The organism is Pseudomonas sp. RL_5y_Pfl2_73, assembly GCF_963970515.1.
Lineage (GTDB): Bacteria > Pseudomonadota > Gammaproteobacteria > Pseudomonadales > Pseudomonadaceae > Aquipseudomonas.
The window spans coordinates 61089-84184 of the sequence record NZ_CAXAPD010000024.1 but is presented as its reverse complement, the minus strand read 5'-3'; the positions used below and the strand labels follow the sequence as shown (position 1 = coordinate 84184).

Genomic DNA, 23096 nt, shown 5'->3' with positions numbered 1-23096 from the left:
CATGCCACTAGAGGAAACTTCCATAGCGTTCTTGCGGCGCATGTCAGCCTGGGATGTGGTCAGCCGCATGAACATCATGCTGCCAGGACAACGCCCCTTGATTCACTGAACAACTGATCGGCACCACGCTCGATCATTCTTTGACGCTGCTCGATCGTGGCTTTAACTCCTTGGGATTGCTGCATCAATGGCAGCAGGCAGGCACTGAGCGTCATTTGCCGCAACAGCGCCTTGAGGTGATGGCATAAGACCCGATACACGCTCGTCGCAGTCCTGAACCCCAGGCGGCAGAGCATGTTGGCAATAGCTTGCGGTGGGATGGAGTTAGCGGTTCATTTATGAAGTGTCTTTTGCTGACCAGCGATTGTTTCTACGCCCGGCTCGGCAATATTCGTTTCTTTAAGTGGAACCTCACCTACCGAAAGTGCTCGTTCGATGAGTAACTCGCTGCCCTTATCTTTCAATAAGGCCTGCAGCCGCTGGAATTCGCCGCACCAGATGGTCTCAATGTCGCGATCGCGCGCCTTGTCGCGATCGCTGCTGAGGGCTATGGCGCGAACCTGCAGACGGCCATTGTCGGCTTTGCCACCCACCTCCACGCCATAGCCGGGGGTGGCGGTTTTGCGTAGCACGACCTTGCCGGTTTCTGCCCAGGCGGTCACCATGCCTTCGCGCACTTCGTAGCCGAGGCTGGCCAAGCCGCCGAGCACGGCTTCGCGGCGGGCGAGGGCGGCCTGCTCTTGCAAGTGGGCAGTGATAAGCGTTTTACACTGTTCGATCAGTCCGGTGGTTACCGAGAGCTCGGTGTCGGTTGTACAAGCGCCAATATGATCGAGCAAGGTCGCGTGTTCGATGCCTGTGTAGGTTTTGACTTCGCTGGCCAGGTCCTGCAATTGTTCGAGACATTCGCGCTGTCTCTGGAAGTTTCGGGTGGACGTGGCGAGGTCGAGTACAAGGCTGTCGAGCAGCAAGTTGCGTCGCTTGGCATCGGTTTCCGTTTCCGCTCTTTGCAGTGCGAGGAGGAACGGTGCGGCGTGCTCTTCGCCTTGCAGCAACTGCAGCTCCACGATGTGGCGATCGATGCGTAGCAGACGTACGTCCCGCATCGAATCGGGCTCCCGGGCCGCTATCCATTCGCGCAGGGAAACCTCGGGTTCGTCGACCTTGAGTTGCTGCGCCAGGGCGCGCTGGGTATCGCTCAGGGTTGGCTTCTCGTTTGCCTCGCTCAAGTGGGCGAAACCCTTGGCCAGCAGACGTTCGGCATCTTCCCGACGGGCACCGCAGGCCAATCGTGAGAGCGACTTCAGCAAAGCTTGATCGACGCTTGCTGGGGTGGCTTGCAAAGCGTCAAGCAGGGTTTGTGCGTTGTCCTGGATGCGTCGGTCGCGTTGGCGCCGCTCGGCGGCACGGATGATCGCGCGTTCTTCGCGGTCTTCCAAGTCACGGCGCAAGTGCTCGATCTCCACGGGCACGGCCTTCTGCAGTTCCGCCAATCGGTCTTCTGCCAGCAGAGTGCGAAGGCGAGCGTGTCGCTCCAGGGAGGCAGAGCGCTCTTGTTCACTGAGCTCACCAAGCCTTGTGGCCTGTGTTTGCCAGCGCTGCGCGGCACGCTCCAGGCGTTGCAGGTGGCCTTCACACAGGGCGATGATTTCTTCGCGGGTAACAATGCGAACGACCTTGGGACCACTCATTGGCAGATTTCCGTATCAACTGAAGTAGGGGTGGGTGGCAGCGGCTGCTGGACTTGCATGGCCTGTTCGATTGCTTCACGCAGCCGCGTGCGCTCGCTGTCGCGGTTGTGATACCAGGCTTGTGACGACACACGGTGGATGTGCGGGATGGCGCGGTGCAGCACGGACGGGCGCCAAATTTCCCGGGCGCGGGCACGTTCCAGCAGATTGTGGCAAGGCGCATCGCACTCGATGCCGATTGCGTAGAGGCCCGTGCCTGGATTCTCGATGGCGAAGTCGAGACCGAAAGCGTCGCCTTCACTGGCGGGAGCGGCCTGCCATCCCAGGGAATGAATGAATTCACCGACCAGCCTGACAAAGCCATCACGTTGCTGACCTTGCTCACGATGCTGGCTGCTGCGGTCGGTCTGCAGGCGTTCCAGCAACTTGGTGCTGTTGCTGAACTCGCCCGAGGACAGCGCGCGAGCATATTCCAGATAGCCTTGCAGATAGTCTCGCGGGCTGTTGGGGGCACGGTGTGTGTTGAGCATGTCGGAAATATCGGCGATCGGCATCGACGTGATCATCACCACCTTGCGCCGCGCGCGGGTCACCGCCACGTTCAGGCGTCGTTCGCCCCCCGTCTGTCCCAGCACGCCGAAGCTACGGCGGAATGTGCCTTGGCTGTTGCGGCCGAAGGTGGAGGAGAAGACGATGATGTCGCGTTCATCCCCCTGCACGTTCTCCACGTTCTTGACGAACACCGACATGTCCTCGCCGTCTTCGCTGCGCTCGCGCTCTTGGGCGTAGGCGGCGCGGAACAGCTCATCCTGCTCTGCACGCTGCTCCAAATGCTCCTCGATGAGGTCGGCCTGCTTGCGGTTGAAGGTGACGACACCCACCGAGGGGCGCTGCTCGTAGGGCTTCTGCCACAATTCGCTGAGGTACTCGACGACCCGCTCGGCTTCCTGGGCGTTACTCTGGTTCTGATACAGCCCGCCGACCTGGATCAGCTCCAGCGGCTTAATGCGCTGGATGCTCGCCTGCGGGTGACGGACCGGAACGTTCAGGCGATTGCCATAGAACGAGGCGTTGGAAAAACCGATCAGTTCACGGTAGGCCGAACGGTAGTGGATCTGCAATGTGGTGCTGGGCAGGGCGTTGCGCGCCAGTTGCAGCAGGTCGGGGCAGTCCTTGATCTCACGACGGTTCCAAGTGTCTTCGAACGCTTCGCGCTGTTCCTCATCCGCGTCTTCATCCGGTTCGTCGCCGTCGAACACTTCGGCTTCGTCGCTTTCGATACGACTGGAAAAGAATGCCGTCGGCGGCATTTGCTTCTCATCGCCGCTGACAACCGTGACCTGGCCGCGGAACAGGGTCGGCAGGGCGAACTCAACCGGCATCTGTGAGGCTTCGTCGTAGATGACGGTATCGAATAGGCCGGCCTTGAGCGGCAGCACGCGGCTGGCCACGTCCGGGTTCATCAGCCATACCGGGCGTAGGTTCATCAGTCCGAGGTTATTGCCCAGATCGATGAATTCGCGCAGACGTCGAGAGCGTTTGCCAGTCAGGCGGGTGACATCTTCCCATTGCTTGCGACTACCCAGCTGAGCAAGGTTGATGTCGTTGCCCAGTAGCTCGCGATTGAGCAGCCGCATCTGCGCATCGGCTTGCGCGAGGCTGGCGACTTTGGCGCGGGCTTCGTCCTGGCTGAACAGCAGTTCAGGATTGGTTTGCTCGACGCGGTGTTTCCAACCCAGTCGAGCTTCGCGGTTGAGCAGGCGCCGCACCGCGGCTTCAAGGTGTTCGGGCGCAATGCTGTCCAGCTGCTCCTGGCGTTGGCGCAGCAGTGCGAGCAACTCCAGGTCGGCTGTCGTCAACTGACCGGCGCGCCCGCGGAATGTCTGGTAGGCGGCCAGGAAGGGCAGCGCTTCATGCAGCCGATCAAGAGGCAGTTGATTGCTCAGATTGTGCTCGATGGCGTGCTGCAGTTGCTGCACCAGTTCTTCGCCCAGCCAGTCGCCAAGTACCTTGAGTTGCTCGAGGCTGGATTGGCGAACGCCATGGCGCATCAGCGAAGCATCGAGATCGCCGAGCAGCGCCTCGAGATGCTGTTTATCGCCGGCGAGAGCGGCCTCGTCTGCCTGCCGGGCGCGGGGTGATTGCGCCAAGGCCAGGGCCAGTGCCTGGATCTCCAGGAGGTGGCGGATGTCGCTCTTCACGAAGCTGATCAACTCCAGGCAGGCTTGTCTACCCACCGTTTCCAGCTCCAACGCCTGATGCTGGGTACTCAGCTCGGCGCGCAATGGTCGCCACTGGCTTTCAAGGCGGATGGCTGCCTGCAGGGTCGGCAGCGCTTCAATAACACGGCTTTCCCCCTGACCTTGAAGGAAGTTGCGCAGTCGCTTGCGCCGCAACAGATGCAGCGGGTTGATGTTCGCCAACCAGGACCGGGCGGCCATGACCTTGGTGCAGTCTTGATCCAGATGCCTGAGGGCCTTGTTTTCGAGCAGGCAGAGGGCCGGTGACAAGGCGGGGGCGTAGTGGTCCTGATCCAGTTGGTCGAACTGCTGATCCAGTTGCTGTAGTTCGCCGAGAATCGACTCTCCCCGTGGGGATTGGCCCGCTTCGCGGCTGCGGAAAAGCGGTAGCCACCGCGCAAGGCGCAGACGTTGCTCTTGCTTCAGGTCGAGCAGGGCAGCGACATGGGCCGCTATCCAGTTACGGTACGGCACCGGGTCTTCGATTTCGAAGCTGGCAGGGTGTGCTTGCAGCGTGGCCTGACGGTTGTGTTCGGCTTGGGTGAAACTGTGCAGATTGTCGGTGAAAACCTGCAAAGTCGCCCGGTCGGCGGCGAACGACTGCAACTGGGCCAATGGACTGCCTTCGTAGCGTGCGGGCAACCACAGGCGAATCAGAGGGGCGCAGCTTTCCTCCAAACGGGTCAGGCTAGCGAGGTCCAGGGAGGCCAGGCGTTGGCGCAGGGCCGGAAACTCAAGCGGGGCCGGGCCGGATTCCAATTCAATCAACTCGCCGAGCAGCCTGCGATAACTGAGGCCGGTATTTTCATCCAGGCGATGCAGGCTCTGGTGAAAGCGGTCGAGTTCGCCCTCCAAGGTTTCGATGCGGGCCGCGACCTGTTCGCGCTGGCGCTGCCAGCCCTGCGCCTGGCTGCCGTTCGTGAACAGGCTTTCCAGTTGTTCGCGAATGCCGCGGATGACGGGCTCCCGGTCGCGGTTGACGTCGTTGAGCATGACGATGCGCTGGCCAAGGCCTTCGGCGACCAGGCGTTTGTACACCACCTCCAGCGCCGCATGTTTCTGGCAGACGATAAGCAAGCTGCGCTGGCGGCCGATGGCGTCGGCGACCATATTGACGATGGTCTGGCTCTTGCCGGTTCCGGGCGGTCCCTCGACCAGTAATCCCGGACTTTGTCGGGCCTGGATCACGGCCGCTTCCTGGGAGGGGTCGCTGGCTACAGTGAAGTAGCGTTGCAGTTCGCCTGGCGGGGCCTCGTGCTTGGTTTCGTCGGCGGTCTTAAGACGCAGCGCCGTTTCCAAGCCGGTGCCGGCGGGCGAGAGGGTCTTCAGTTGGCGCAGGTCTTCACCGATGGCTTGCCCCATGAAGGTCACGTGAAACAGCACCGCCGCGCAGTCCAGCTCGTCTTGGTAGGGCGCGATCTCCACGGTGCTGGCGGGCAGGTTGCCAAGGGCGCGTGAGCGAATGGTGGCGAGCATGCCGAAGGCGTCCATCACATCCGCCGCACGAATTGACGAGCGGCCCAGCAGTTCATCGGCGGTCTTGCGCCAGCGTTTGCAGGTTTCGGCGCCGAGCACGCTTTCCAGCGCGGGGTTGAGCCGCACTTCCTCACGCTCACTGTCAAACGCCAAGGCGGCGTGACCACGAGAACCCAGCTCCAGCAGTAGCTTCACTGGCCACAGTAGGAGCGGGATGATCCGTGTACGCGTGGTGCCGCGAGGGTCGCGATTGAGCAGGAAAGGGAAGCCCAGGTACAGGCCGTCGATGCCGGTGTCGCGTTTGTACAGCGCGCTTTGCCGGTACAGGGCATGCAGGCGCGATTCCAGCTGGCCGTTGAGCTGAAAACACTCTGGGTCGAGGCTCACTGCCCGGGCATTACGTTGCAGCAGGTGATCGAGCAAAGCCGCGGCCGGACTGCGCTCGCTGTTCAGTTCACTGATGTCGACGCGTGCGGTGGTCTTGCCGATGCTCATACGCACCAGTGGCCCGCGCATCACTGCGGTCACCACCTTCTTCTCGAAGAAGTCGAGGATCTGTGAGACGTACTGTTGTTTTTGTGGTTCCAGCCAGTGACTGGACGGGATGGCCAGCAACACCAGTGCCTGGGCCAGCGGCATTCGTCGCTCCAGACGGAACTGCTCGGCCCACTCGTCCACTACCGGCACGCCACAACGGGCAAAGCCTTGGATGCGCTCATCGACACTGCGGTACAGCTCAAGTCGTGAATGCAACAGCAGTTGAGTCGCTTCTTCGGCGTCGAACCAACCGACATCGGCAGCCCTGGCCAGCTCGGCGGCGGTCTCTACAATCGAGGCCGCCGAACGGAACTGACTGAATGCCGCGCTGAGCAGCACGATCAGATCTTCTTCGGCGATCACCCGGCGCTCCGACAGTGAGGTCAGTCCCGGATGGTCGGTGTCTGGAAACAGGCGTTGGCGCTCTTGCCATTGCGTGGACAGCTTGGCTCGCGAGGTCGATAGCAGGAAGATCCGCAGTTGCTCTTCGACCAACTCGATGTGTTGGTGCAGGGCACGCTGACGTACGTTTTCGGCGCGGGATTTGAGACGCGACAGCCAGTTGTCGGTCTGCAATTGCTCAAGCAGGTCCGGGACCGACCCGCTGATCAGGCGATAGCCTTCCAGTGGGTGCTCCAGTAGCCATCCTGGTGTGACGATGTCGCCACGGTGAATCAACGGGATTTCCGGATTGAGGATTCTCAGTGCCAGCATGAGACGGAAGTCGTCCTCAATCCCTTCGTGCTGAACGACCTGACGCAGGCCGGCGACCAGAGCAGGGGCGAGGCCGACCTGCTCGGCCCACGTCACGATCACACCGCGCAGCAAATGGTCCAGGGCCTGTTGCCAGTTATCCGCCTGGGCTGCCGCCAGGGCGAATACCCCGGGCTTGTGGAAGCAGCGCTCGCCCAGCAGTAGGGTGGCGCCTTCACCTTCGTCCGTTTGCTGGACGGAAGAGGCTGGAGCCTCGACCGTAATACCGTTGAGCCAGTCTTCGACCTGCGACCATTGCCAGCGCTGATGACGGTCGCGTGCCAGCAGACCTCGCAGCAGCAGGTTCAGACGCGGGTCGAGGTCGTCGGGAATCGGTACCCCGTTGGCCAGCACGTGAATAAGAAATGCATTGGCATTGATGCCGTCGAAGCAGGCGCCTTGGGTCAGTTGCTCGAGCAGGATCATGCCCAGGCTCCACCAGTCCGAGGCCGCCGCAACGCCGCCGGCGATGGCTTCGGGTGCCATGTAGCGGCTGGTTTCCAGTGGCGACACGATGTCCAGGTCGAACTCGGACAGGCGTGCCGAGCCGAAGCCGCTGATGACCAGGTCCAGTGGCTCGCGGGAGCGTACCAGCAGGCTGGCTGGGCGCAGGTCACGATGGCGCAGGCCGGCCTCGTTGAAAGCATGCAGCGCCAGGCCCAGTTCGTTGACCACATAGTGCACGCTGTCACTGTCGCGGATCACGCTGCCCAGTTCTGCCAGGGTCCCGCCGGTGAGTTCTTCAATGACCTCATAGGCACGGTCATCCCAGCGGCCGGTGGCAATGATTTCGGGTACGTGCTCGCGTGGCAGTCGGCGGATCACATCATAGATCGCCGGGTCCGGTTCGGCGCCGGGTCGATACAGGGTCAGGACCGCCTGTTGCGCGGTTTCCTCGTGCTCGGCGAGGTAGCGTTCTCGCACACCGTCGGTGCTGCTGATCTGACGGATCAGGCGCCAACCATCGATCAGGGTCTGGGGGATACCCTCTGGTTCGCTGCTGTCTGGCCGGGCGTCGCCGGACGTTGCTCGCGCAGGTGAGCTGCCACATTCAAGGCACATCAGGTCGCCATCGACCATCGGGTGCCCATTTTCGCAGAGCAGCTCGGGGGCATTCCCCTGAGTCGTACTGACCGGCGGGAGGGTTTGCTCAGTGACGACGGCTTGCGGCCGCCAGCCGTCGGCATGAATGGGTTCGCCAGCGAGGTCCCAGCCGCAGGGTTGTTCCTGAACGAGCCCTTCGCAGAACATTTCCTGGAGGGTGCGCTCGGTTTTGCAGTTGGGGCAGAAACGTATCATGGGGTGTGCTCCACTCAGCGGCGTCGCGACGCGTGTGCGCTGATCTGTAAATGATGGCCTTGTTCATGCAGCAGATCGCGTAAGCGCAATAGGTCGTCACGTCGTGGGATGCCGGCCATCCAGACGCTGCCACTTTCGTCAAACATCAGGTCGAGCGCCTTGTCGGCGGGTTCGAGCAAGCGTTCGTAACGACCCAGGCGTGCCCGGCCCAGTGGCGTGAGCAGGCTCAGGCGTTGATTGTCACTGCCGCGCAAGGCCTTGGTCTGGCTGAGTGCTTCGACATAGGGGTCGCTGATCAAGGCATCTATCAAGCCCTTGGTCTGGAGCAGCGGCTCGTCGAGTTGCTCCAGGGAGTAGCCGCTGTAGACCAGGATGTCGAGCTCGCTGAGACCACGCAGGCCTTCGAGCAGCGATCGCAGGGCGTCGAACTGGTCGAACGGTTCCCCTCCGGAAATGGTGATTCCGTCGGCCTCGTGCAGCCAGGGGGTTATCTGTTCAAGCAGTTGCTCCAGTGACAAGCGCCGGTGCCCCGGCCCCCAGGTATCGGCAGAGATGCAGCCTGGACAGCGGATGCTGCAGCCCTGGAACCAGATACCAATACGCCGCCCCGGGCCGAGTGTGGTGACCGGAAAATGCATGCGCGACAGGCTAAGGTCCATGTTCAGCGACGTTCCATCTTCAGTCCGGTGATGTCCAACTCGGTGATCGTGAAGTGCTCGCCCGGTTGCGCGTCCTGATCGAACAGTGCCCGCGACAGGGGATTGAGCAGGCGTGCCTCCAACTGGTTACGAATGCCCCGGCCACCGTTGGACAGATCCTGCAGGCAGAGGTTGTGCAGTGTCTGGCGTGCCTGAGGGGCCAATTCGATAAACAGGTTCTGTCCCAGCAGGTCGTCGAAGGTGGCGTTGACCATCTGCTCGAAGATCTGCACTGCAACGCCTTCGCGAATGAAGTCGAAGACGATGATGTTCTCGCCGATTCGATTGAGGATTTCCGGCCGATTGAGCACGAGCTTGAAATACCGGTCAATCTCGCTGTGCACCTTGTTTTGGACTTGCTCGAAGGCTTCGCCTGGCAGGACGTTGGCAACGCGTTCGCCATTGTCGCCCTGGCGATAGATCCCCAGGTTGGACGTGAACACGATCAGGGCTTCCGAAAAGTACACCCGATCACCGCGGCCTGAAGTCAGCACTCCGTCGTCGAGGATCTGGAGGAACTTGTCGAGAATCCGTGGGTGGGCTTTTTCGATTTCATCGAATAACACCACGCTGAACGGTTTCTCGCGGATAGCATTGGTCAGCTCACCGCCGACGTCGTAGCCGACGTAGCCGGGCGGTGCGCCGATAAGGCGTTGATCGGCATGCTCGGCGCTGAACTCCGACATGTCGAAGCGGATGTATGCACTTTCGTCGCCGAACAACAGGCTGGTAATGGTTTTGGCAAGTTCGGTCTTGCCCACCCCGGTCGGCCCCGCGAGAAAGGCTACGCCCCGTGGACGGTTGCCCTTGCGACTGGCGCCGACGCCTGTCATCGCACGCTTGACGATGTCGAGCATGTGCGTCACCGCATGCTCCTGGCCTTTGACCCGCTGGTGGACGAGCGCGTCGGCATGCCGGATACGCTGACGGTCGATCTTCAGCCACGGGTCCTCGGTGACACCGATCTTGTAGCGGCGCACCGCATCGGCAATCTGCTCCATGGCTACACCCTCGACCCGCGCCAGTTGCGCAATGGCACTGAGATCGAGCAGCAGCAATCCCTCGGTGTTCTGGACAAAAGCTTCCACAGCCTGATGCATCGCCACTTCGCTGGCGCCCTGGTTGCCACTGAGCCCTTTGAGCAGCGCCGGTGCTAATGCTCGGCGGGACAATTGATCGGGTTTGGATACGGGAATGTGGCGCAGGCGCGGATTGTCGACCAGCAACCAGTCGGGTAAATCGCCTTCTTTTTCCACCAGCCATAGCAGGGTATTGAAGAACGGTTTGCGCAGCTCTGTGGCCGGACGGCTGCGAGCCTGATGGGATTGCACCAGGGCCTGGGTGAAGAGCTGGTGTTCAGCCGCGCTGAGGGAGTCGTTGCGAACCACCAGGCGTGAGGCGAAATCGATGATCAGCGCGATAGGTTCGCCAGCACGACCCACCAGCCGTGGCAGGGTGGCGCCCAACAGGTCGATACCTGCGGGTGCTACGCCATTTACCGGAGTCAGGCCAAGCTCCTGAAGTAACGTCTGGCCGGCTTCAGGGGCGGAGCCGGGTTTGTCGACTACCCGGAAACCGGACACGGGATCCCAGGCGATGACCTGGGTGTAGCCGGCATCGAGCAGGGCATTGCAGAGGGTTTGGTTGAAGCTCTGCGCCGTCACCGTGCCGGGTGCCACTTCACTGGCCTGCAGGTCGCGGATGTTGCCTGACAGGACGAATTGGCTCTTCAGCGGCAAGAAGCGCAGAAGATCTCGTAGCCAACGTGGGCTTTCAAATATGGCAATCCCTGACATGTTTCAGCTCGTAACGTTGGGTCGGGACGGGCAGGGTATTGCTCAATGCGTCCATTTGCCAGTGCGCGGCTACGAAAAGTTGTGTTGAGAGAGTGCTTCTGAGGGCGCTCGTTTCACAGGAGGGGTTATGCAACTTGATCGAGGATTCGAGTGCATTTGACACGGTACTAGCTATGGCAGACCGGATTGGGGTCGCTATTTTTGCAGGAAAAAGCTGAGTCAAATGACCGCACAGTGCCTCTGGGTTGAGTGTTTTCCAAGATGATCAGCGATCAGACGATGCTAATTCTCTGCTTCGAGCGGGGCGTGACGACCTAAACGGTATCAGCCACGCGCTCTCAATTAATGTGCTCAGTTTTCGCCAGCAGTCCCTATTGCGCTGACCGATTTGCAATATACTGTTAGGCAACTACTGAAAAGAGATCTCTCATGTCCAAACTCGCAGAATTCCGTCAGCTCGAAAAGCACTTGGCCGAACAGCTCCAAGCACTTGAAGCCCTGAAAGACGATGCTGGCCTCAAGAAAGAAATTGAATTCGAGACCAAGCTGCGTGCACTGCTGGGTGAGTACAGCTACAGCCTCAAAGACGTGATCAACCTGCTTGATCCACAAGCCAACCGTCGAGCACCCGTTACCGAGTCCAAAGCCGGCAGCCGTAAACCGCGCCAAGTGAAGATTTACAAGAATCCTCACAGCGGGGAGGTTGTCGAAACCAAAGGTGGAAATCACAAAACGCTTAAGGAATGGAAAGCCGAATACGGCTCCGATACTGTCGAGTCTTGGCTGGCCAAGTGATTTTGTTTTGAGTGCAAACGGAGGGCCCGCAGAGGGCCCTTTTTGTTGAGGCATGCTCAATGGTGCTTTGGAGCAACGCCAATTCTTGCACAATGCGCTCGAGAGCGAAGTCTGAATAGGCTAAGCCCTGCGCTGATCGCACTATGAGCAGCTAACCTTCGACGGAGTGGGGCAACAGTTTTTTACCAGACCACAACGGATTTCCGCCGCCCTGGTGAGCTGTCTGATGAGTGCTACGGAGGCTTTTCTGACCTCTGGTGAAAGAGCCGCGATCATCGCGCTCTCTTCGGCTACCAGGTCGATTCGGATTTTCTGATAAAGCGCTTCACCCGCCTCTGTAGCCCGTATCTGAATGGCCCGTTTATCTTCCTGATCAACAGATCGCTCGACGTAGCCTTTGCGTTCAAGCGTATCGATAACCCGACTCGCCGTGCTTTTATCAAGAAACATTTCCTCGGCCAGTGCCTGCATTCGCAATGGCCCCTGCTTGATCAGCGTCTCTACCGCGTAGCACTGAGTGACGGAAACGTCATAGCAACAGATTCGGTCTCTGTCTCTAAATTGATAGACGCGTACGAGCTGATTCACTGCTTCAAATAGATTTTCAGCATCACTGATGAGGTCGGTATCGGTGCACTGGGTCATAAATGCCTCTTCTGTTGTCAGTACCAACAGTAGCTTTCAAAGGTTCCAGCTGCAACCACCCCCTACAGGGGGTTGACATCCCTAAAATTGGATTCTTATATTGGTTGCAGGTACCAACAAATGTGCTCGCCAGCTCGACTGGTCGCCAATTGATCCAGGCTTAGGGGCGATGAGGTGTGGAGATGTCTACCCGAATCCTCCTCAAAAATTACAGAACGAATGCTGGAAAACCCATTGAGTACGGGCCGGTGGAATCGTCGAAAAAACATGTCACTTCCTGCAGTCTGCCGATTTTCGACCTCATGCTGAGTTGTATTTTTAATACGCAGAAAACGTGCCCCTGGCGTAAACCGCTGGGTAAATCATCGAATCGTGCAAGGAAGCGACCATGTCCGAATTGGAACTCAGTTCCCCGTCAGCACCCACCTCAATGCGTAGCTCGATAGTCAAGGCTTTCTCCCTTCCGTTCCCTGTTTTTATGATCGTGTTGACTGTCGCTCTAGGGCTCGTGGGCGGGCTGGGGAACAGCGAAATAGTCTCCGTGTTGATCACAGGGTATGGGAATAACCTCGGTTACTTTTGCATTGTACTTCTCAGCGCGTTCTACCTTGCTGCCTGGTTAAGTCATGGACAGGATATTTACCTCGGTAAGGCAGGGGTCGTAATGTCTCCGTTGATGGGGGCAGGGATGGTATGCCCTGACACCGCATATGCGGCGCTATCTCCGCTGGCTGGTCGTTATAGAACTGCGATTGCGGTCGGCAGCTACAGTGGCTTCAAGTTGTTGATACCTGCCGGGCCGCTGATAATCGGCCTCGGTGTGGGGGCAAACGTCGAAGATCACCGATTGATTGTGCTGGGTCTAATTTTGATGGTGACGACTTTTGTGGCTGGCATGATTTGGCTCCGCTTGGTAGGCGACCATTCAGATGCCGTAGAAGCCTCGCCGAGCGAGGGTAGGGGCTTTCAGTGGGCCAGTTCGTCTAGGCTGCTGTTTCCTCTCGCACTGCTATTTGCGCTTTTGTTCATTGGGTACTTCGGTAAACTCTCCGCTGTTCCGGTCATAGGCTTTTTTACCGCTCCAGCCGGTGCGCTTCTGACCTCGGCTATTGTGGCTTATCTGCTGACCAAGCAAGAACACCGTAAGCCGATGTTAGATTCCACAATCAGGAGAACAGCGAATCTTCTATTTATAATTGGTTGCGCGTCCGCGCTAGGGCACATGCTTGCGCGTGTTGTACCTGCTGGATATGCCGTCGAGATCGTTACAGGTGCAAAGTCAGCATCGCTAATGTTGATCGGATTGTTTTCAGTTGCGGCTATTTTCAAGGTGATCAATGGATCATCCTTGGCAACATTTTCAGCCCTTCCTCCCATCCTCGCTCCTGTGTTGGCTAACACAGGAATAGATTTGATACCTGTTGTGTATGCGATCTGCCTGGGATCGTTTGTAGCCATTTTGCCGAATGACAGTTTTTACTGGTTAGTGCGAAATGATGCATTTGCGAATGGCAGTACTATAAATTATGTAAAAACAATAACAGGCGCATCGATCTTCCAGGCTTTTATAGGTCTCTGTGCCTTGTGTGTGATAACTGCCCTGTCTTTCTAGTGAATGAATAAGTACTGCTTCCTGATCTTGTTAGGAAGCACGTACGCCTGTGCCGAAAATTACTTGCAATGCATGAGCTGTATGGATATTCACCTCTATTGAGCGGGGGCATGGAAATGAAAGTAGCAGAGGCGACAACATTTGAAGGTGGTTGTCAGCCACTTACCGAGATATCTGCGGTCACAGCACTAATCGATGCAGGATTTGATGCGCCGTTGGTTGATCGAGCGAGCCGTATGCGTTGTGCTCAACTCACAGACAGATGGCTGGCAGATGCCTGCCTACGGGCCTGGGCCGCGTGCTGCAACTGGCTGGCGATCAGGGTGTTCTTCAGCAGATAAGCAATGGTCATCGGTCCGACACCTCCGGGTACCGGCGTGATTGCGCGGGCGACGGTACGCGCGCAGGCATAGTCGACATCGCCCACCAGATGGCTGCCAGATTCGTCGGTAATACGATTGATCCCGACATCGATCACCACCGCCCCAGGCTTGAGCCAACTGGCATCGATCAGCCCTGGACGGCCTACCGCCGCGACAACGATATCGGCCAGTCGACACAAGGCCGGGGCATCGATGCTGCGTGAGTGCACCACGCTGACCGAGCAGTGAGCTTGCAACAGCAGAGTCGCCATGGGTTTGCCGACGATGTTCGAACGCCCAACGACCACGGCGTGCAGGCCGCTCACATCACCACAGGTTTCCTGCAGCAGACGCATGCAGCCACTGGGCGTGCAGGGGGTAAGAACTTCTATGCCTTGCACCAGACCGCCGACGTTTTCGCGATGGAAGCCGTCTACGTCCTTGATCGGGTCGATGGCATGAATGACGGCCGCCTCGTCGATATGCCCCGGCAATGGCAATTGCACCAGAATGCCGTTCACCGTGGCATCGGCGTTCAGTTGGGCAATCAGTTCCAGCACCTGGTGCTGGCGGGTGTTTTCTGCCATACGGTACTCCAGTGAACGGATGCCGACGTCCTTGGCTCGCAGCAGCTTATTGCGCACGTAAACCTCGCTGGCCGGGTCTTCACCCACCAACAGGACCGCCAGAGCAGGGTAAATGTGCTGCTGCGCCAGGGTCAGAACCTCTTCTCGAACCTCGTCGAGAACCCGGGCGGAGATGGCCTTGCCGTCGATGTCGCGGGCAAGTGCGGGGATGGTGCTGATCAAAAGAGTCACCGTTGTCTTGATGGATAGAGGGCCGAAATAATCACCGAGGCGTCGTTGCGCCTCGATGATTTATCCGCGTTCTGCAGGCAAGGGGGCTCAGACTACCAATTGATGGCAGCCGTACACCACAAGAACACCGGCGATCAGGGTTCCTGTGCCCCAGATATCGGCACATCAGCAACACCTGAGCAGCAGGGTGTTGGCGACCCGTTTGCCGCCGCCGATCCTGTTCGCCATCACTTGGCCGACGCCCTTGGGGCTGTAGTTCGCTGGCGATAACAGGCCACTGTAGAGCGCTGATGAAACCCCTGCACCGCTGACGTCCAGTACGGCCGGTGTCGCCCGTTGACCGGGCCCCAGGCTGCCTTGGAACGCCAGGGTGAATGCCAGGATGCACAGTAGGCCCGCCTAAAAAATCGCCTTGAACGTGTCGCGCTTGGGTCTTTGAATTCCCGGGTATAGCACACCGCCGTTTCGAAGCCTAGGTGGACCACGTCGCCATGAACAGACCGCCGGCCATCAGCGACCAACCGGACAGCCCCAGGGATCGGCGATCACTTCTCCGGACGTATCATGGGCCGGGGGGTATAACGGCAGGAAAACGGAGTCGCCGCTGACCCCAGGCCGGGATCGCGGCGAAGTGTCGAGCGTGTCGCTACTTGTAATGTTGTTCAAACACCGCCAATTGCTCAGGCTTGATCAACTGAAAGGGCACCCAGACGTCCGCTTCCACGGGCTCTCCCTTGATCATCTTGAGCGCTGCCTGTACCGCGCTGGTCGCCTGGGCCTTGGGGTCCTGGAACACCGAGGCGACCAGCATCCCACGCTTGATCGCCGCCAGGCCGTCAGGCAAGCCGTCGATGCCAACAATCGCGATCTCACCCTTGGCTTTGCCGGCCTGCTGCAAGGCCATGGCCGCACCGATGGCCATCTCATCGTTGTTGGCGACGATGGCATCGAAACGGCTGCCCGCCAGTAGCCAGTTACTGGTCAGGTCCATCCCTTTGTTGCGCTGCCACTCGGCGCTTTGCTGCTCGACAATCTTGATCCCGGGATAATCCTTGAGCACCTGTTTGACGCCTTCGGTGCGGTCGTGGGTAGCGTTTTGCGCCAGGTCACCCATGATGATCGCGAGGTTGCCCTTGCCGCCGAGCTTTTCGGCCAGGTAACGCATTTGCAGTTGTCCGGCCTCAATGTCATTGGACGCCACGGTGACGACGCCTTTGGGCAAGTTGCGCTGGTCCGGGTGGCGGTTGACGTAGACCAGCGGGGTCTTCGCTTCGACCGCGGCGCGTGTGATGTTGGGCGTGGCGGAGGTGTCCACCGGCAGGACAATGACCGCGTCCACTTGCTGGTTGATAAAGCCCTGGACCTGGTTGAGTTGGCGCACCACATCGCCTTGGGCGTCCTCGAACTGAATCTGCACGTTTTCCTTTTTCGCGGCCTCGTCCAGGCCGTTACGTACGTAGGTCATGAAGTTGTCGTCGACCCTGGCGATGCTGACGCCGATGCGATAGTCGGCGGCGGCCCATTGGCTGAAGAGCAATAGCAGGGTGGCGAAAAGCAGTGTGCAACGACGCATGATGGTTTTCCTTTTGTTGTTATGAGTTGTACGTCACCAATAGATGAAAATCTGCCGCATGTTGTGAATTCGACGCGAGCTTTATCCATCAAGCGTGAAGGCCTGCCTGAAACGCTCAAGCGCGACCTCGCTGTCACCGCTGGCCCAGCCTTCTAGGCCGATGACACCGCTGTATCCCATGCCGAACAGGGCTCTGGCAATGGCGGGATAATGGATCTCACCGGTGCCGGGCTCCATGCGCCCCGGGACGTCGGCGACCTGGATTTCGCCGATGGCGCTGCCAGCGCGCTGGATCAGTTCGATCAGGTTGCCTGCGCCGATCTGTGCGTGATAGAGGTCCAGGTTCATCTTCAGGTGCGGGCTGCCCACGGCCTCGATCAACGCCAGGGTGTCGTCAGAGCGGGCGAACGGCGTGCCCGGGTGGTCGACTTCGGTGTTGAGGTTTTCCAGCAGGAAAACCCGACCCGCGTCCTCGCCCAGGCGGGCGATTTTTTCCAGCGTCTTGCAGGCGCTCAACCACATGCGGCCGGTGGTCTGGGCAACAGGTTTGACCGGCAATCCCAGGTCACTCAGGCCGGTGCCATGCAGGTTCAGGCTGGGGCAGCCCAATTGAGCGGCGACCGCCAGGGATTCCTGGGCGCTGTCGAGCAGTTGCTGGATGCCCTCGGGATCGGTCAGGTTGCCCGAGATGTAGCCTGTCATGGAGGTGAAGTCCGCGCCAGTCGCCACGAGGGCCTGAATGTCTTTGGTCGTCCAGTTCCATATCTCGACGCCGAAGCCCAGCGCATGGATGCGTTTGACCCGCTCGGTGAAGGACAGGTCGAGAAAGACCATCTCGGCACTGATCGCCAGTTTGAACGGTGTAACACTCATGAAAGAGCTCCTTGCACATGCACCGCTTTGCCCTGTTGGAAGGACTCGATGCAGGCGCGGGCAATGGCCAGTGCCGCCCGGGCATCTTCACCGCTGGCCAGAGGTTTTTCGCCGCTGCGCACGCAACTGACGAAGTGGTTGAGCTCGGCCACATAGGCATCACGCAGCAAGTCGGTGTCCATGCGTTGGGTGTCGGCCTGGACCCCATTGGCCAGGTAGCGCAGCAAGTCAGAGTCGTTGACGTTGCCCATGGTCAGCATGCCAGCGCTGCCGAACACTTCGCCGCGGACATCGTAGCCATACACGGCTTGGAAATTGGCCTCGGCCGTGGCGATGGCGCCGTTCTCGAAACGGAGGGTGACCACCGCTGTGTCGAGAAACCCTTTGTCCTTGTAGGCCGGTGCGATCAGGGCATCGGCCATCACAAAAACCTCAACCGCTTCGGCGCCCGGATTCAGGTAGCGCAGGGTATCGAAGTCATGGATCAGCGTTTCCAGGAAGATCACCCATTGTGGCGATGCGGCCGGGTTGTTCAGCGCCGGGTCGCGGGTCAGCGAGCGCAGCAGTTGTGGCGTACCGATCCGGCCAGCAACCACGTCCAGATGAGCGGTGCGCAAGCTTTTGGCAAAGCGACGGTTGAAGCCGACTTGTAGCGTCACCCGTGCATCGGCAGCGGCGGCGATGGCGCGGTCAGCTTCGTCCAGGGTGATGGCCATCGGTTTTTCACAGAACACCCCTTTGCCGGCCCGGGCCGCACTGATCACCAGTTCGGCATGGCTGCGTGCCGGGGCGGCAATCAGCACGGCGTCGATGTCCGGGTCATCGAGCAATTGCTGTGGGTCGGTATAGACCTTCTGCACGTCCAGTTCTGCCGCCAAGCGTGCGGCTTGGCCGGGGGTCGGGTCGGCGATGGCGGCTAGGCAGGCGCCGGGGATGTGTCGGGCGGCGGTCAGACCGTGAAAACTGCCCATGCGGCCGGCGCCGATGAGGCCAAGGCGAAGGGTCTTGGATGTGCTCATGAACTTGAACTCCCTTTATTGTTTTTACGACTCGGCGGTAAGAATGTCCTCGTCTGTCCAGGCAGGAGCAAGCGCTGTGCCAATAATTAAACAATTGATATTAAAGGGTTTTATTCGCTGCTATTTAAAGTCATGTTCATTTAGGCGACATGTCTATACTGACATGTCGAAAATATGAACATGGCCGGATAATGAATCAGCAACCTGCACCGTTGAGTGCCGAAGACCGCGATTACCTCACCACGCTTGGCCCCGCGTCGTTGAATGAAGGGCCAGGCACTGCGCTGGATGAGGCCTGGCAAGCGTGCTTGCAGGGGGCTATCGATCGGCCTGTCGGGATCCGCCGAGTGATTTGGGAGTCCTGGTTGCGCAGCGTCAGTGCCGGCCTCGATCCGAAAGATGGCGAGTACCGTTTTGTCGCGCCTACTGACCTGGCCGCGAGACTGGCAGCCAACCGGGTGCTGATCGCCGCTGCGGCGCAAGTCATGCGCGGTTTGCTCGCCTATAACCCCCGGGGCCATATCAACCTGACCGATGCCGAAGGCACGACGTTGTATTTCTGTGGCCTGGACCTCACCCCCATAGGCAGTCGACTGCTGGAGTCGGTACAGGGCACCAATTGCACTGGGCTGGCGATCGTCGAAGACCGTTTGGTGTATGTGCTGGCCGAAGAGAACTTCGGGCTTGGCCTGCGCCAGCGCCGCATGCATTGCGCCGCCGCGCCCATCCGCGATGCTCAAGGCCGGACGCTGGGCATGTTGACCTTGACGGCGGAGCCGGGCTGGTTTCACTTCCATACGCTGGGCACTGTCCAGGCCGCGGCCGAGGCGGTCTCGAGGCAGATGGCGCTGCAAGCCTTGCTGGAAGAACAACAAACAGTGCTTGAGGTGCTCAATGAGGGCTTGGTGGTCTTGGATCAGCAGGGCTGCATCAAAGCGCTCAACCATTACGCACGGCAGTTGTTCCGCGTCGGCCGTGACCTGCTCGGCAGTCCGTTCAAGAGCCTGGGCCAGAGCGAATTAACCGATGCAGTCCTGCTCGCGGGTGGGGGTGGCGTGCGTGACCTGGACTGCACCTTTGAACTGCACGACCGCAGCCATTTGGCCTGCCTGGTGTCGGTCTGCCCGCTGGAACAAGGCGGGCGGATTGTGTCGTTGCGCGAGAACCGACGCATCCGGGAAATTACCCGGCGAATCATTGGCACCCAGGCCAGCTACACCTTCGAAACCATCCTCGGTCGTTCGCAGGCGATTGAGGATGTAATGCACTTGGCGCGGATTGCCAGTCGCAGTGATTCGACCACGCTGATCCTCGGTGAGAGCGGCACTGGCAAGGAGTTGTTCGCCCAGGCCATCCATAATGGCAGCGACCGATGTGGCGGGCCTTTCGTGGCGGTTAATTGCGGCGCCATTCCCCGTGACTTGGTGCAGAGCGAACTGTTTGGACATGTCGAAGGCGCTTTCACCGGATCGGTGCGCGGTGGGTCGGCAGGCAAGTTCGAATTGGCCGATGGTGGGACGATCTTTCTCGACGAAATCGGTGACATGTCCTTTGATGCGCAGGTCAGCCTGCTGCGTGTCCTGCAGGAAGGCGAGGTGACACGAGTGGGGGCGAAAAAATCGCTGCGGGTCAACGTGCGCATCATCGCCGCCACCCACCGCAACCTGAGCCAGGCGGTGGCCGAGGGCGCCTTTCGTGAGGACCTTTACTACCGTCTCAACGTGCTGAACCTGACGGTGCCGCCGCTGCGGATGCGCCGCGAAGATGTGCCGTTGCTGGCACGGCATTTTCTCGCGCGTTGTGCCCGGTCGCTACGCAAGTCGATGCAGGACCTTTCGCCAGGGGCGCTAGAGATGCTCGGCGCCTATCACTGGCCAGGCAATGTCCGTGAGCTGGAAAATGTCATTGAGCGGGCCACCAACCTGGCGATGACTGAACTGATCGAGCCGAGCGATCTTGCCCTGGAGGTCAGGCAGCGAGGGCGACCATCGACGTGGGACAGCACCCCTGAGCCGCGGATGGCGCCGGACCTTGGCACCCACGAAATGAATGCCATCATTGCCGCCCTCAAAGACACGCGCGGAAATATCCGTCTGGCTGCTCAACGGCTGAATGTGTCGCGTGGTGGGCTGTACAACAAAATGAGCCGGTTTGGACTCAAGGTTGATGCGTTCCGTTCTTAGCGGGTGACGCAGGGTCAGGGGCGAGGTCAGACAGCGGCTTTGTTGGAGAGGCGAGTGGGCACGCCCCGATAGAACGACAACATGGCGAGCCCCTGCACGACGACCGCTGCTGTCACGACGGCGACGATGGCGTGATTCGGATCGGTGAAGAGGGCGCGCACCAGGCCGAAAAAGGCCGGGGCAAAGGCGTAGCTGGCCTGACTGATCGCGACCATCAGGGCGATCACCCTGGCGGTTTGTTCTCGGCTGAACTCATTCTGGGCTATCAATGGCGGCAAGGAGGTGGGATTGCCAATGCCCGAACCGATCAGCACCACGGCCATCCAGGCCATCGTCGGGTGAAGGTCCAGGCCCAGAAGCGTCAGCGTGCCCAGCATCTGGATGGCATAACCGAGACAGGCCAGTTGTCGGCGGTTCATGCCTTGGATCATCAAGCGTGCGGCGACATATCGCCCGCCCATCGCACTGGCAGTGGCCAGCCCCATGGCGAAGGAGGCGTCATGCGCCCCCATGCGTCCCACCAGGATCGAGTACAGGTGCGCGATCAAGCCGATCTGGGCGAAGAGCCCCAAGGACATGCCGGCTGTCAGGGTGCGGAAATTTGCCGACCTGAGTGTCTGCATCGCGGTCCACTGCATGGCGCTGATCGGCAAGGGTTCCGGCTGGCCTGCATTGTCGGGATGTTGTCCCAGGCTTTGTGGGGTTTTGTTGAAGACCAGGAAAGCCAAAACGCCTATGAGCAACACGGCGACGACGCTGATCACCAGCGCCGCCGTGGCAAAGCCGAAACGCTCGATCAGCAACACCCACAGCGGCGCAAAGATCACGCCACCCAGACTGGCGCCGTTGTAGGCTTTGCCCAGGGCCTTGGGTCTTTCCTTGATGTACCACGGCGCGATCAGGGTATTAACGGCCGCCGCCCCCAATGTCACCCAGCCGATCCCCGAGCAGACGGCGCCGGCATACAGCCCCCCTAGCTGGTTGGCTTGAGCCCAGATGTTTACGCCGATGCCCAGGACGATGCTGCCCAGCAGGGTGATGGTGGGTATCCCGAAGCGTGCGTAAAGGCGTGGCAGGTTGGCGATGACAAGTGTGCCGCTGAGAAAGTGCAAGGTCACGGCAGCCGAGACCTGGGCGATCGGCCAACCCGTGCGTTCCATCACCGCTTGCATATAAATCGGCGGCCCATAGAAGCCGATCCCCCAACCAATAATCGCCAGGATGAATGTGCAGGCCAGTACGGTTTTTCCAAAAAAACGGGTGTGTGTCATCGCCATCTCCTCCCTGTTGGCGCCTAGACTATGGGATCGACAGGTTCCTCACTTCGAGGTGTGTCGAACTATGGATGTCGACACGATTGCTTCTTGGATTTGGTTTTCGGGTAGCTCCGTGACGCGGCGCCAGCGGGGACGATGCACAGATCGTTGAAACTTGCAGCCCTGGAGCATCCGCGACGTTGAATGGCGCTGAGCTTCGATCGCTTCCTTGTCGATAATCGACCAGACCTCGCGGATCCTGCCGTCCTCGAAGGCGTAGAAGACGTTTTCCGTGAAGGCGATCCGTGCTCCATTCACCGCAAGCCCCAGGAGCTCCCCAGCTGGCGTGCAATTGAATGCCAGGCGAGCTGCCACTTGGGTGGATCGATCACCAGAAACTCGACTTTAAAGCGCAAGTCGGGAATGTCCCGATAGTTCGCTTCCAGCATGTTTTGATAGCCATGCAACCCTTCGAAAAATAATCGCATCGATCTGTCGATTTCGGCCATTGCCATTCGATTAAGCCATAGAGCCGCCACACGAACGGCCTAATCCATCCACTCTCAGGAGATAAGCGCATGCGATTTATGGTGATCGTCAAAGCCAGCCCGGAATCGGAAGCCGGAGAAATGCCCAGCACGCAACTGCTGGCCGCCATGGGTGCCTACAACGAAGAACTGGTCAAGGCCGGGGTGATGCTCGCCGGTGAAGGCCTGCACCCCAGTGCCGAGGGCGTGCGCGTGCAGTTTTCCGGCAAGGACCGGACGGTGATCGATGGGCCGTTTGCTGAAACCAAGGAGTTGATCGCCGGTTTCTGGATCTTCAAGGTCCAGTCATTGCAGGAGGCCATCGATTGGGTCAAGCGCTGCCCGAACCCGATGGTCAGTGACAGTGAAATCGAGATCCGCCAGATCTTCGAACTCGAGGCGTTCGGCGAGTCCTTTACCCCCGAACTGCGCGAGCAGGAAGAACGCCTGCGGGCGCAGATGTCCGGTCAATCGTGAAGCCGACTACAGGAGACCCCACCATGAGAATCATTCCTTACCTGACCTTCAACGGTCACTGCAAGCAAGCCTTCGCCTTGTACAAGGAGGTACTGGGCGGCGAGCTGTTTTCCATGTCTTTTGCCGAGGCCCCCGAGGAAACCGGGATGCCCAAGGATCCCAACCTGGTCATGCACACTTGCCTGACCGTCGGCGCTTTCAGCCTGATGGCCTCCGACTGCCCACCCGGCGAGCCGTTTCGCAAGCCGCAAGGCGTGTCGGTCTCCCTCAATGTCGACAGCGTGGAGGAGGCCGAGCGGTTATTTAAAGGCTTGAGTGCAGGTGGCAGCGTGTACATGCCCTTGGAGCAGACCTTTTGGGCGGAACGCTTTGCCATGTTTGAAGACCGCTTCGGGATTGCCTGGATGGTTAATTGCGAGGGGGGAAAATAAGTCGAGCGCAGCCCATGGGTGGACGCCTCGGGTGA

The 23096-nt window shown here is 59.6% G+C and carries 18 protein-coding genes; 5 read left to right on the top strand and 13 right to left on the bottom strand.

The genetic code is table 11. The annotated features are described in order from the left end of the window. Window positions 1-74: 74 nt before the first annotated feature. From AACY42_RS21510 to AACY42_RS21490, 5 genes are all read right to left on the bottom strand, one after another. Window positions 75-260, bottom strand: a complete 186-nt coding sequence (locus tag AACY42_RS21510) for a hypothetical protein (RefSeq protein ID WP_339482145.1) — start codon at window positions 258-260, stop codon at window positions 75-77. A 72-nt stretch (window positions 261-332) separates the two neighbouring features. Further along, window positions 333-1691, bottom strand: a complete 1359-nt coding sequence (locus tag AACY42_RS21505; protein ID WP_339482144.1) for a hypothetical protein — start codon at window positions 1689-1691, stop codon at window positions 333-335. Then, entirely contained in the window at window positions 1688-7996 is a 6309-nt protein-coding gene (locus tag AACY42_RS21500) for an AAA domain-containing protein (protein WP_339482143.1), read from the bottom strand. Before AACY42_RS21500 ends, AACY42_RS21505 begins: the two co-directional genes overlap by 4 nt. A 14-nt stretch (window positions 7997-8010) precedes the next feature. After that, window positions 8011-8655, bottom strand: coding sequence for a 4Fe-4S single cluster domain-containing protein (locus tag AACY42_RS21495; RefSeq protein ID WP_339482142.1), 645 nt, complete (start codon window positions 8653-8655; stop codon window positions 8011-8013). 2 nt (window positions 8656-8657) lie between these two features. Then, window positions 8658-10490, bottom strand: a complete 1833-nt coding sequence (locus tag AACY42_RS21490; protein ID WP_339482140.1) for an AAA family ATPase — start codon at window positions 10488-10490, stop codon at window positions 8658-8660. A gap of 429 nt (window positions 10491-10919) precedes the next feature. Here AACY42_RS21490 and AACY42_RS21485 point away from each other — a divergent pair, with 429 nt between their 5' ends. Beyond that, window positions 10920-11285: a histone-like nucleoid-structuring protein, MvaT/MvaU family gene (locus AACY42_RS21485; protein ID WP_339482139.1), complete on the top strand. Its 366-nt coding sequence runs from the start codon at window positions 10920-10922 to the stop codon at window positions 11283-11285. Between the two features lie 141 nt (window positions 11286-11426). Here AACY42_RS21485 and AACY42_RS21480 read toward each other — a convergent pair whose 3' ends face one another. Continuing rightward, on the bottom strand, window positions 11427-11930 hold the full coding sequence (locus tag AACY42_RS21480) for a MarR family winged helix-turn-helix transcriptional regulator (protein WP_339482137.1): 504 nt from the start codon (window positions 11928-11930) through the stop codon (window positions 11427-11429). Window positions 11931-12318: 388 nt separating this feature from the next. Between AACY42_RS21480 and arsQ the strand changes: the two genes are divergently transcribed. Beyond that, window positions 12319-13542: an arsinothricin export permease ArsQ gene (arsQ, locus tag AACY42_RS21475; protein WP_339482135.1), complete on the top strand. Its 1224-nt coding sequence runs from the start codon at window positions 12319-12321 to the stop codon at window positions 13540-13542. A 247-nt stretch (window positions 13543-13789) separates the two neighbouring features. Here arsQ and AACY42_RS21470 read toward each other — a convergent pair whose 3' ends face one another. The 4 genes from AACY42_RS21470 to AACY42_RS21455 form a co-directional block, all read right to left on the bottom strand. Next, window positions 13790-14722: a bifunctional 5,10-methylenetetrahydrofolate dehydrogenase/5,10-methenyltetrahydrofolate cyclohydrolase gene (locus tag AACY42_RS21470; RefSeq protein ID WP_339482134.1), complete on the bottom strand. Its 933-nt coding sequence runs from the start codon at window positions 14720-14722 to the stop codon at window positions 13790-13792. A gap of 646 nt (window positions 14723-15368) precedes the next feature. Further along, the gene (locus AACY42_RS21465; protein WP_339482132.1) at window positions 15369-16295 is read right to left on the bottom strand and encodes a sugar ABC transporter substrate-binding protein; all 927 of its coding nucleotides are present in this window, start codon (window positions 16293-16295) and stop codon (window positions 15369-15371) included. Between the two features lie 81 nt (window positions 16296-16376). Then, on the bottom strand, window positions 16377-17168 hold the full coding sequence (locus AACY42_RS21460) for a TIM barrel protein (protein WP_339482130.1): 792 nt from the start codon (window positions 17166-17168) through the stop codon (window positions 16377-16379). Next, complete coding sequence (locus AACY42_RS21455; protein WP_339482129.1) at window positions 17165-18187, bottom strand: Gfo/Idh/MocA family oxidoreductase; 1023 nt, start codon at window positions 18185-18187, stop codon at window positions 17165-17167. The genes AACY42_RS21460 and AACY42_RS21455 overlap by 4 nt, the downstream gene beginning before the upstream one ends. A 191-nt stretch (window positions 18188-18378) precedes the next feature. On the opposite strand from AACY42_RS21455, the gene AACY42_RS21450 reads away from it, so the two are divergent. After that, on the top strand, window positions 18379-20370 hold the full coding sequence (locus AACY42_RS21450) for a sigma-54 interaction domain-containing protein (RefSeq protein ID WP_339482128.1): 1992 nt from the start codon (window positions 18379-18381) through the stop codon (window positions 20368-20370). A 26-nt stretch (window positions 20371-20396) separates the two neighbouring features. On the opposite strand, the gene AACY42_RS21445 is transcribed toward AACY42_RS21450, so the two are convergent. The 3 genes from AACY42_RS21445 to AACY42_RS21435 are packed head-to-tail and all read right to left on the bottom strand — an operon-like array spanning window position 20397 to window position 22135. Further along, the gene (locus AACY42_RS21445; RefSeq protein WP_339482126.1) at window positions 20397-21641 is read right to left on the bottom strand and encodes an MFS transporter; all 1245 of its coding nucleotides are present in this window, start codon (window positions 21639-21641) and stop codon (window positions 20397-20399) included. A gap of 48 nt (window positions 21642-21689) precedes the next feature. Then, window positions 21690-22001: an ester cyclase gene (locus AACY42_RS21440; RefSeq protein ID WP_339482125.1), complete on the bottom strand. Its 312-nt coding sequence runs from the start codon at window positions 21999-22001 to the stop codon at window positions 21690-21692. Next, window positions 21941-22135, bottom strand: a complete 195-nt coding sequence (locus AACY42_RS21435) for a hypothetical protein (RefSeq protein ID WP_339482123.1) — start codon at window positions 22133-22135, stop codon at window positions 21941-21943. The genes AACY42_RS21440 and AACY42_RS21435 overlap by 61 nt, the downstream gene beginning before the upstream one ends. A 69-nt stretch (window positions 22136-22204) precedes the next feature. Between AACY42_RS21435 and AACY42_RS21430 the strand changes: the two genes are divergently transcribed. Both AACY42_RS21430 and AACY42_RS21425 read left to right on the top strand, forming a co-directional pair. Beyond that, the gene (locus AACY42_RS21430) at window positions 22205-22630 is read left to right on the top strand and encodes a YciI family protein (RefSeq protein ID WP_339482121.1); all 426 of its coding nucleotides are present in this window, start codon (window positions 22205-22207) and stop codon (window positions 22628-22630) included. A gap of 23 nt (window positions 22631-22653) precedes the next feature. Continuing rightward, window positions 22654-23061, top strand: coding sequence for a VOC family protein (locus AACY42_RS21425; protein WP_339482119.1), 408 nt, complete (start codon window positions 22654-22656; stop codon window positions 23059-23061). The last annotated feature ends 35 nt before the right edge of the window (window positions 23062-23096 follow it).

Coding starts and splice junctions, on each gene's coding strand:
- AACY42_RS21495 (WP_339482142.1), bottom strand. CDS start 8,655: ATGGACCTTAGCCTGTCGCGCATGCATTTTCCGGTCACCACACTCGGC.
- AACY42_RS21425 (WP_339482119.1), top strand. CDS start 22,654: ATGAGAATCATTCCTTACCTGACCTTCAACGGTCACTGCAAGCAAGCC.
- AACY42_RS21505 (WP_339482144.1), bottom strand. CDS start 1,691: ATGAGTGGTCCCAAGGTCGTTCGCATTGTTACCCGCGAAGAAATCATC.
- AACY42_RS21465 (WP_339482132.1), bottom strand. CDS start 16,295: ATGCGTCGTTGCACACTGCTTTTCGCCACCCTGCTATTGCTCTTCAGC.
- AACY42_RS21485 (WP_339482139.1), top strand. CDS start 10,920: ATGTCCAAACTCGCAGAATTCCGTCAGCTCGAAAAGCACTTGGCCGAA.
- AACY42_RS21450 (WP_339482128.1), top strand. CDS start 18,379: ATGAATCAGCAACCTGCACCGTTGAGTGCCGAAGACCGCGATTACCTC.
- AACY42_RS21430 (WP_339482121.1), top strand. CDS start 22,205: ATGCGATTTATGGTGATCGTCAAAGCCAGCCCGGAATCGGAAGCCGGA.
- AACY42_RS21480 (WP_339482137.1), bottom strand. CDS start 11,930: ATGACCCAGTGCACCGATACCGACCTCATCAGTGATGCTGAAAATCTA.
- AACY42_RS21500 (WP_339482143.1), bottom strand. CDS start 7,996: ATGATACGTTTCTGCCCCAACTGCAAAACCGAGCGCACCCTCCAGGAA.
- AACY42_RS21435 (WP_339482123.1), bottom strand. CDS start 22,135: ATGGCCGAAATCGACAGATCGATGCGATTATTTTTCGAAGGGTTGCAT.
- AACY42_RS21455 (WP_339482129.1), bottom strand. CDS start 18,187: ATGAGCACATCCAAGACCCTTCGCCTTGGCCTCATCGGCGCCGGCCGC.
- AACY42_RS21445 (WP_339482126.1), bottom strand. CDS start 21,641: ATGACACACACCCGTTTTTTTGGAAAAACCGTACTGGCCTGCACATTC.
- AACY42_RS21490 (WP_339482140.1), bottom strand. CDS start 10,490: ATGTCAGGGATTGCCATATTTGAAAGCCCACGTTGGCTACGAGATCTT.
- arsQ (WP_339482135.1), top strand. CDS start 12,319: ATGTCCGAATTGGAACTCAGTTCCCCGTCAGCACCCACCTCAATGCGT.
- AACY42_RS21460 (WP_339482130.1), bottom strand. CDS start 17,168: ATGAGTGTTACACCGTTCAAACTGGCGATCAGTGCCGAGATGGTCTTT.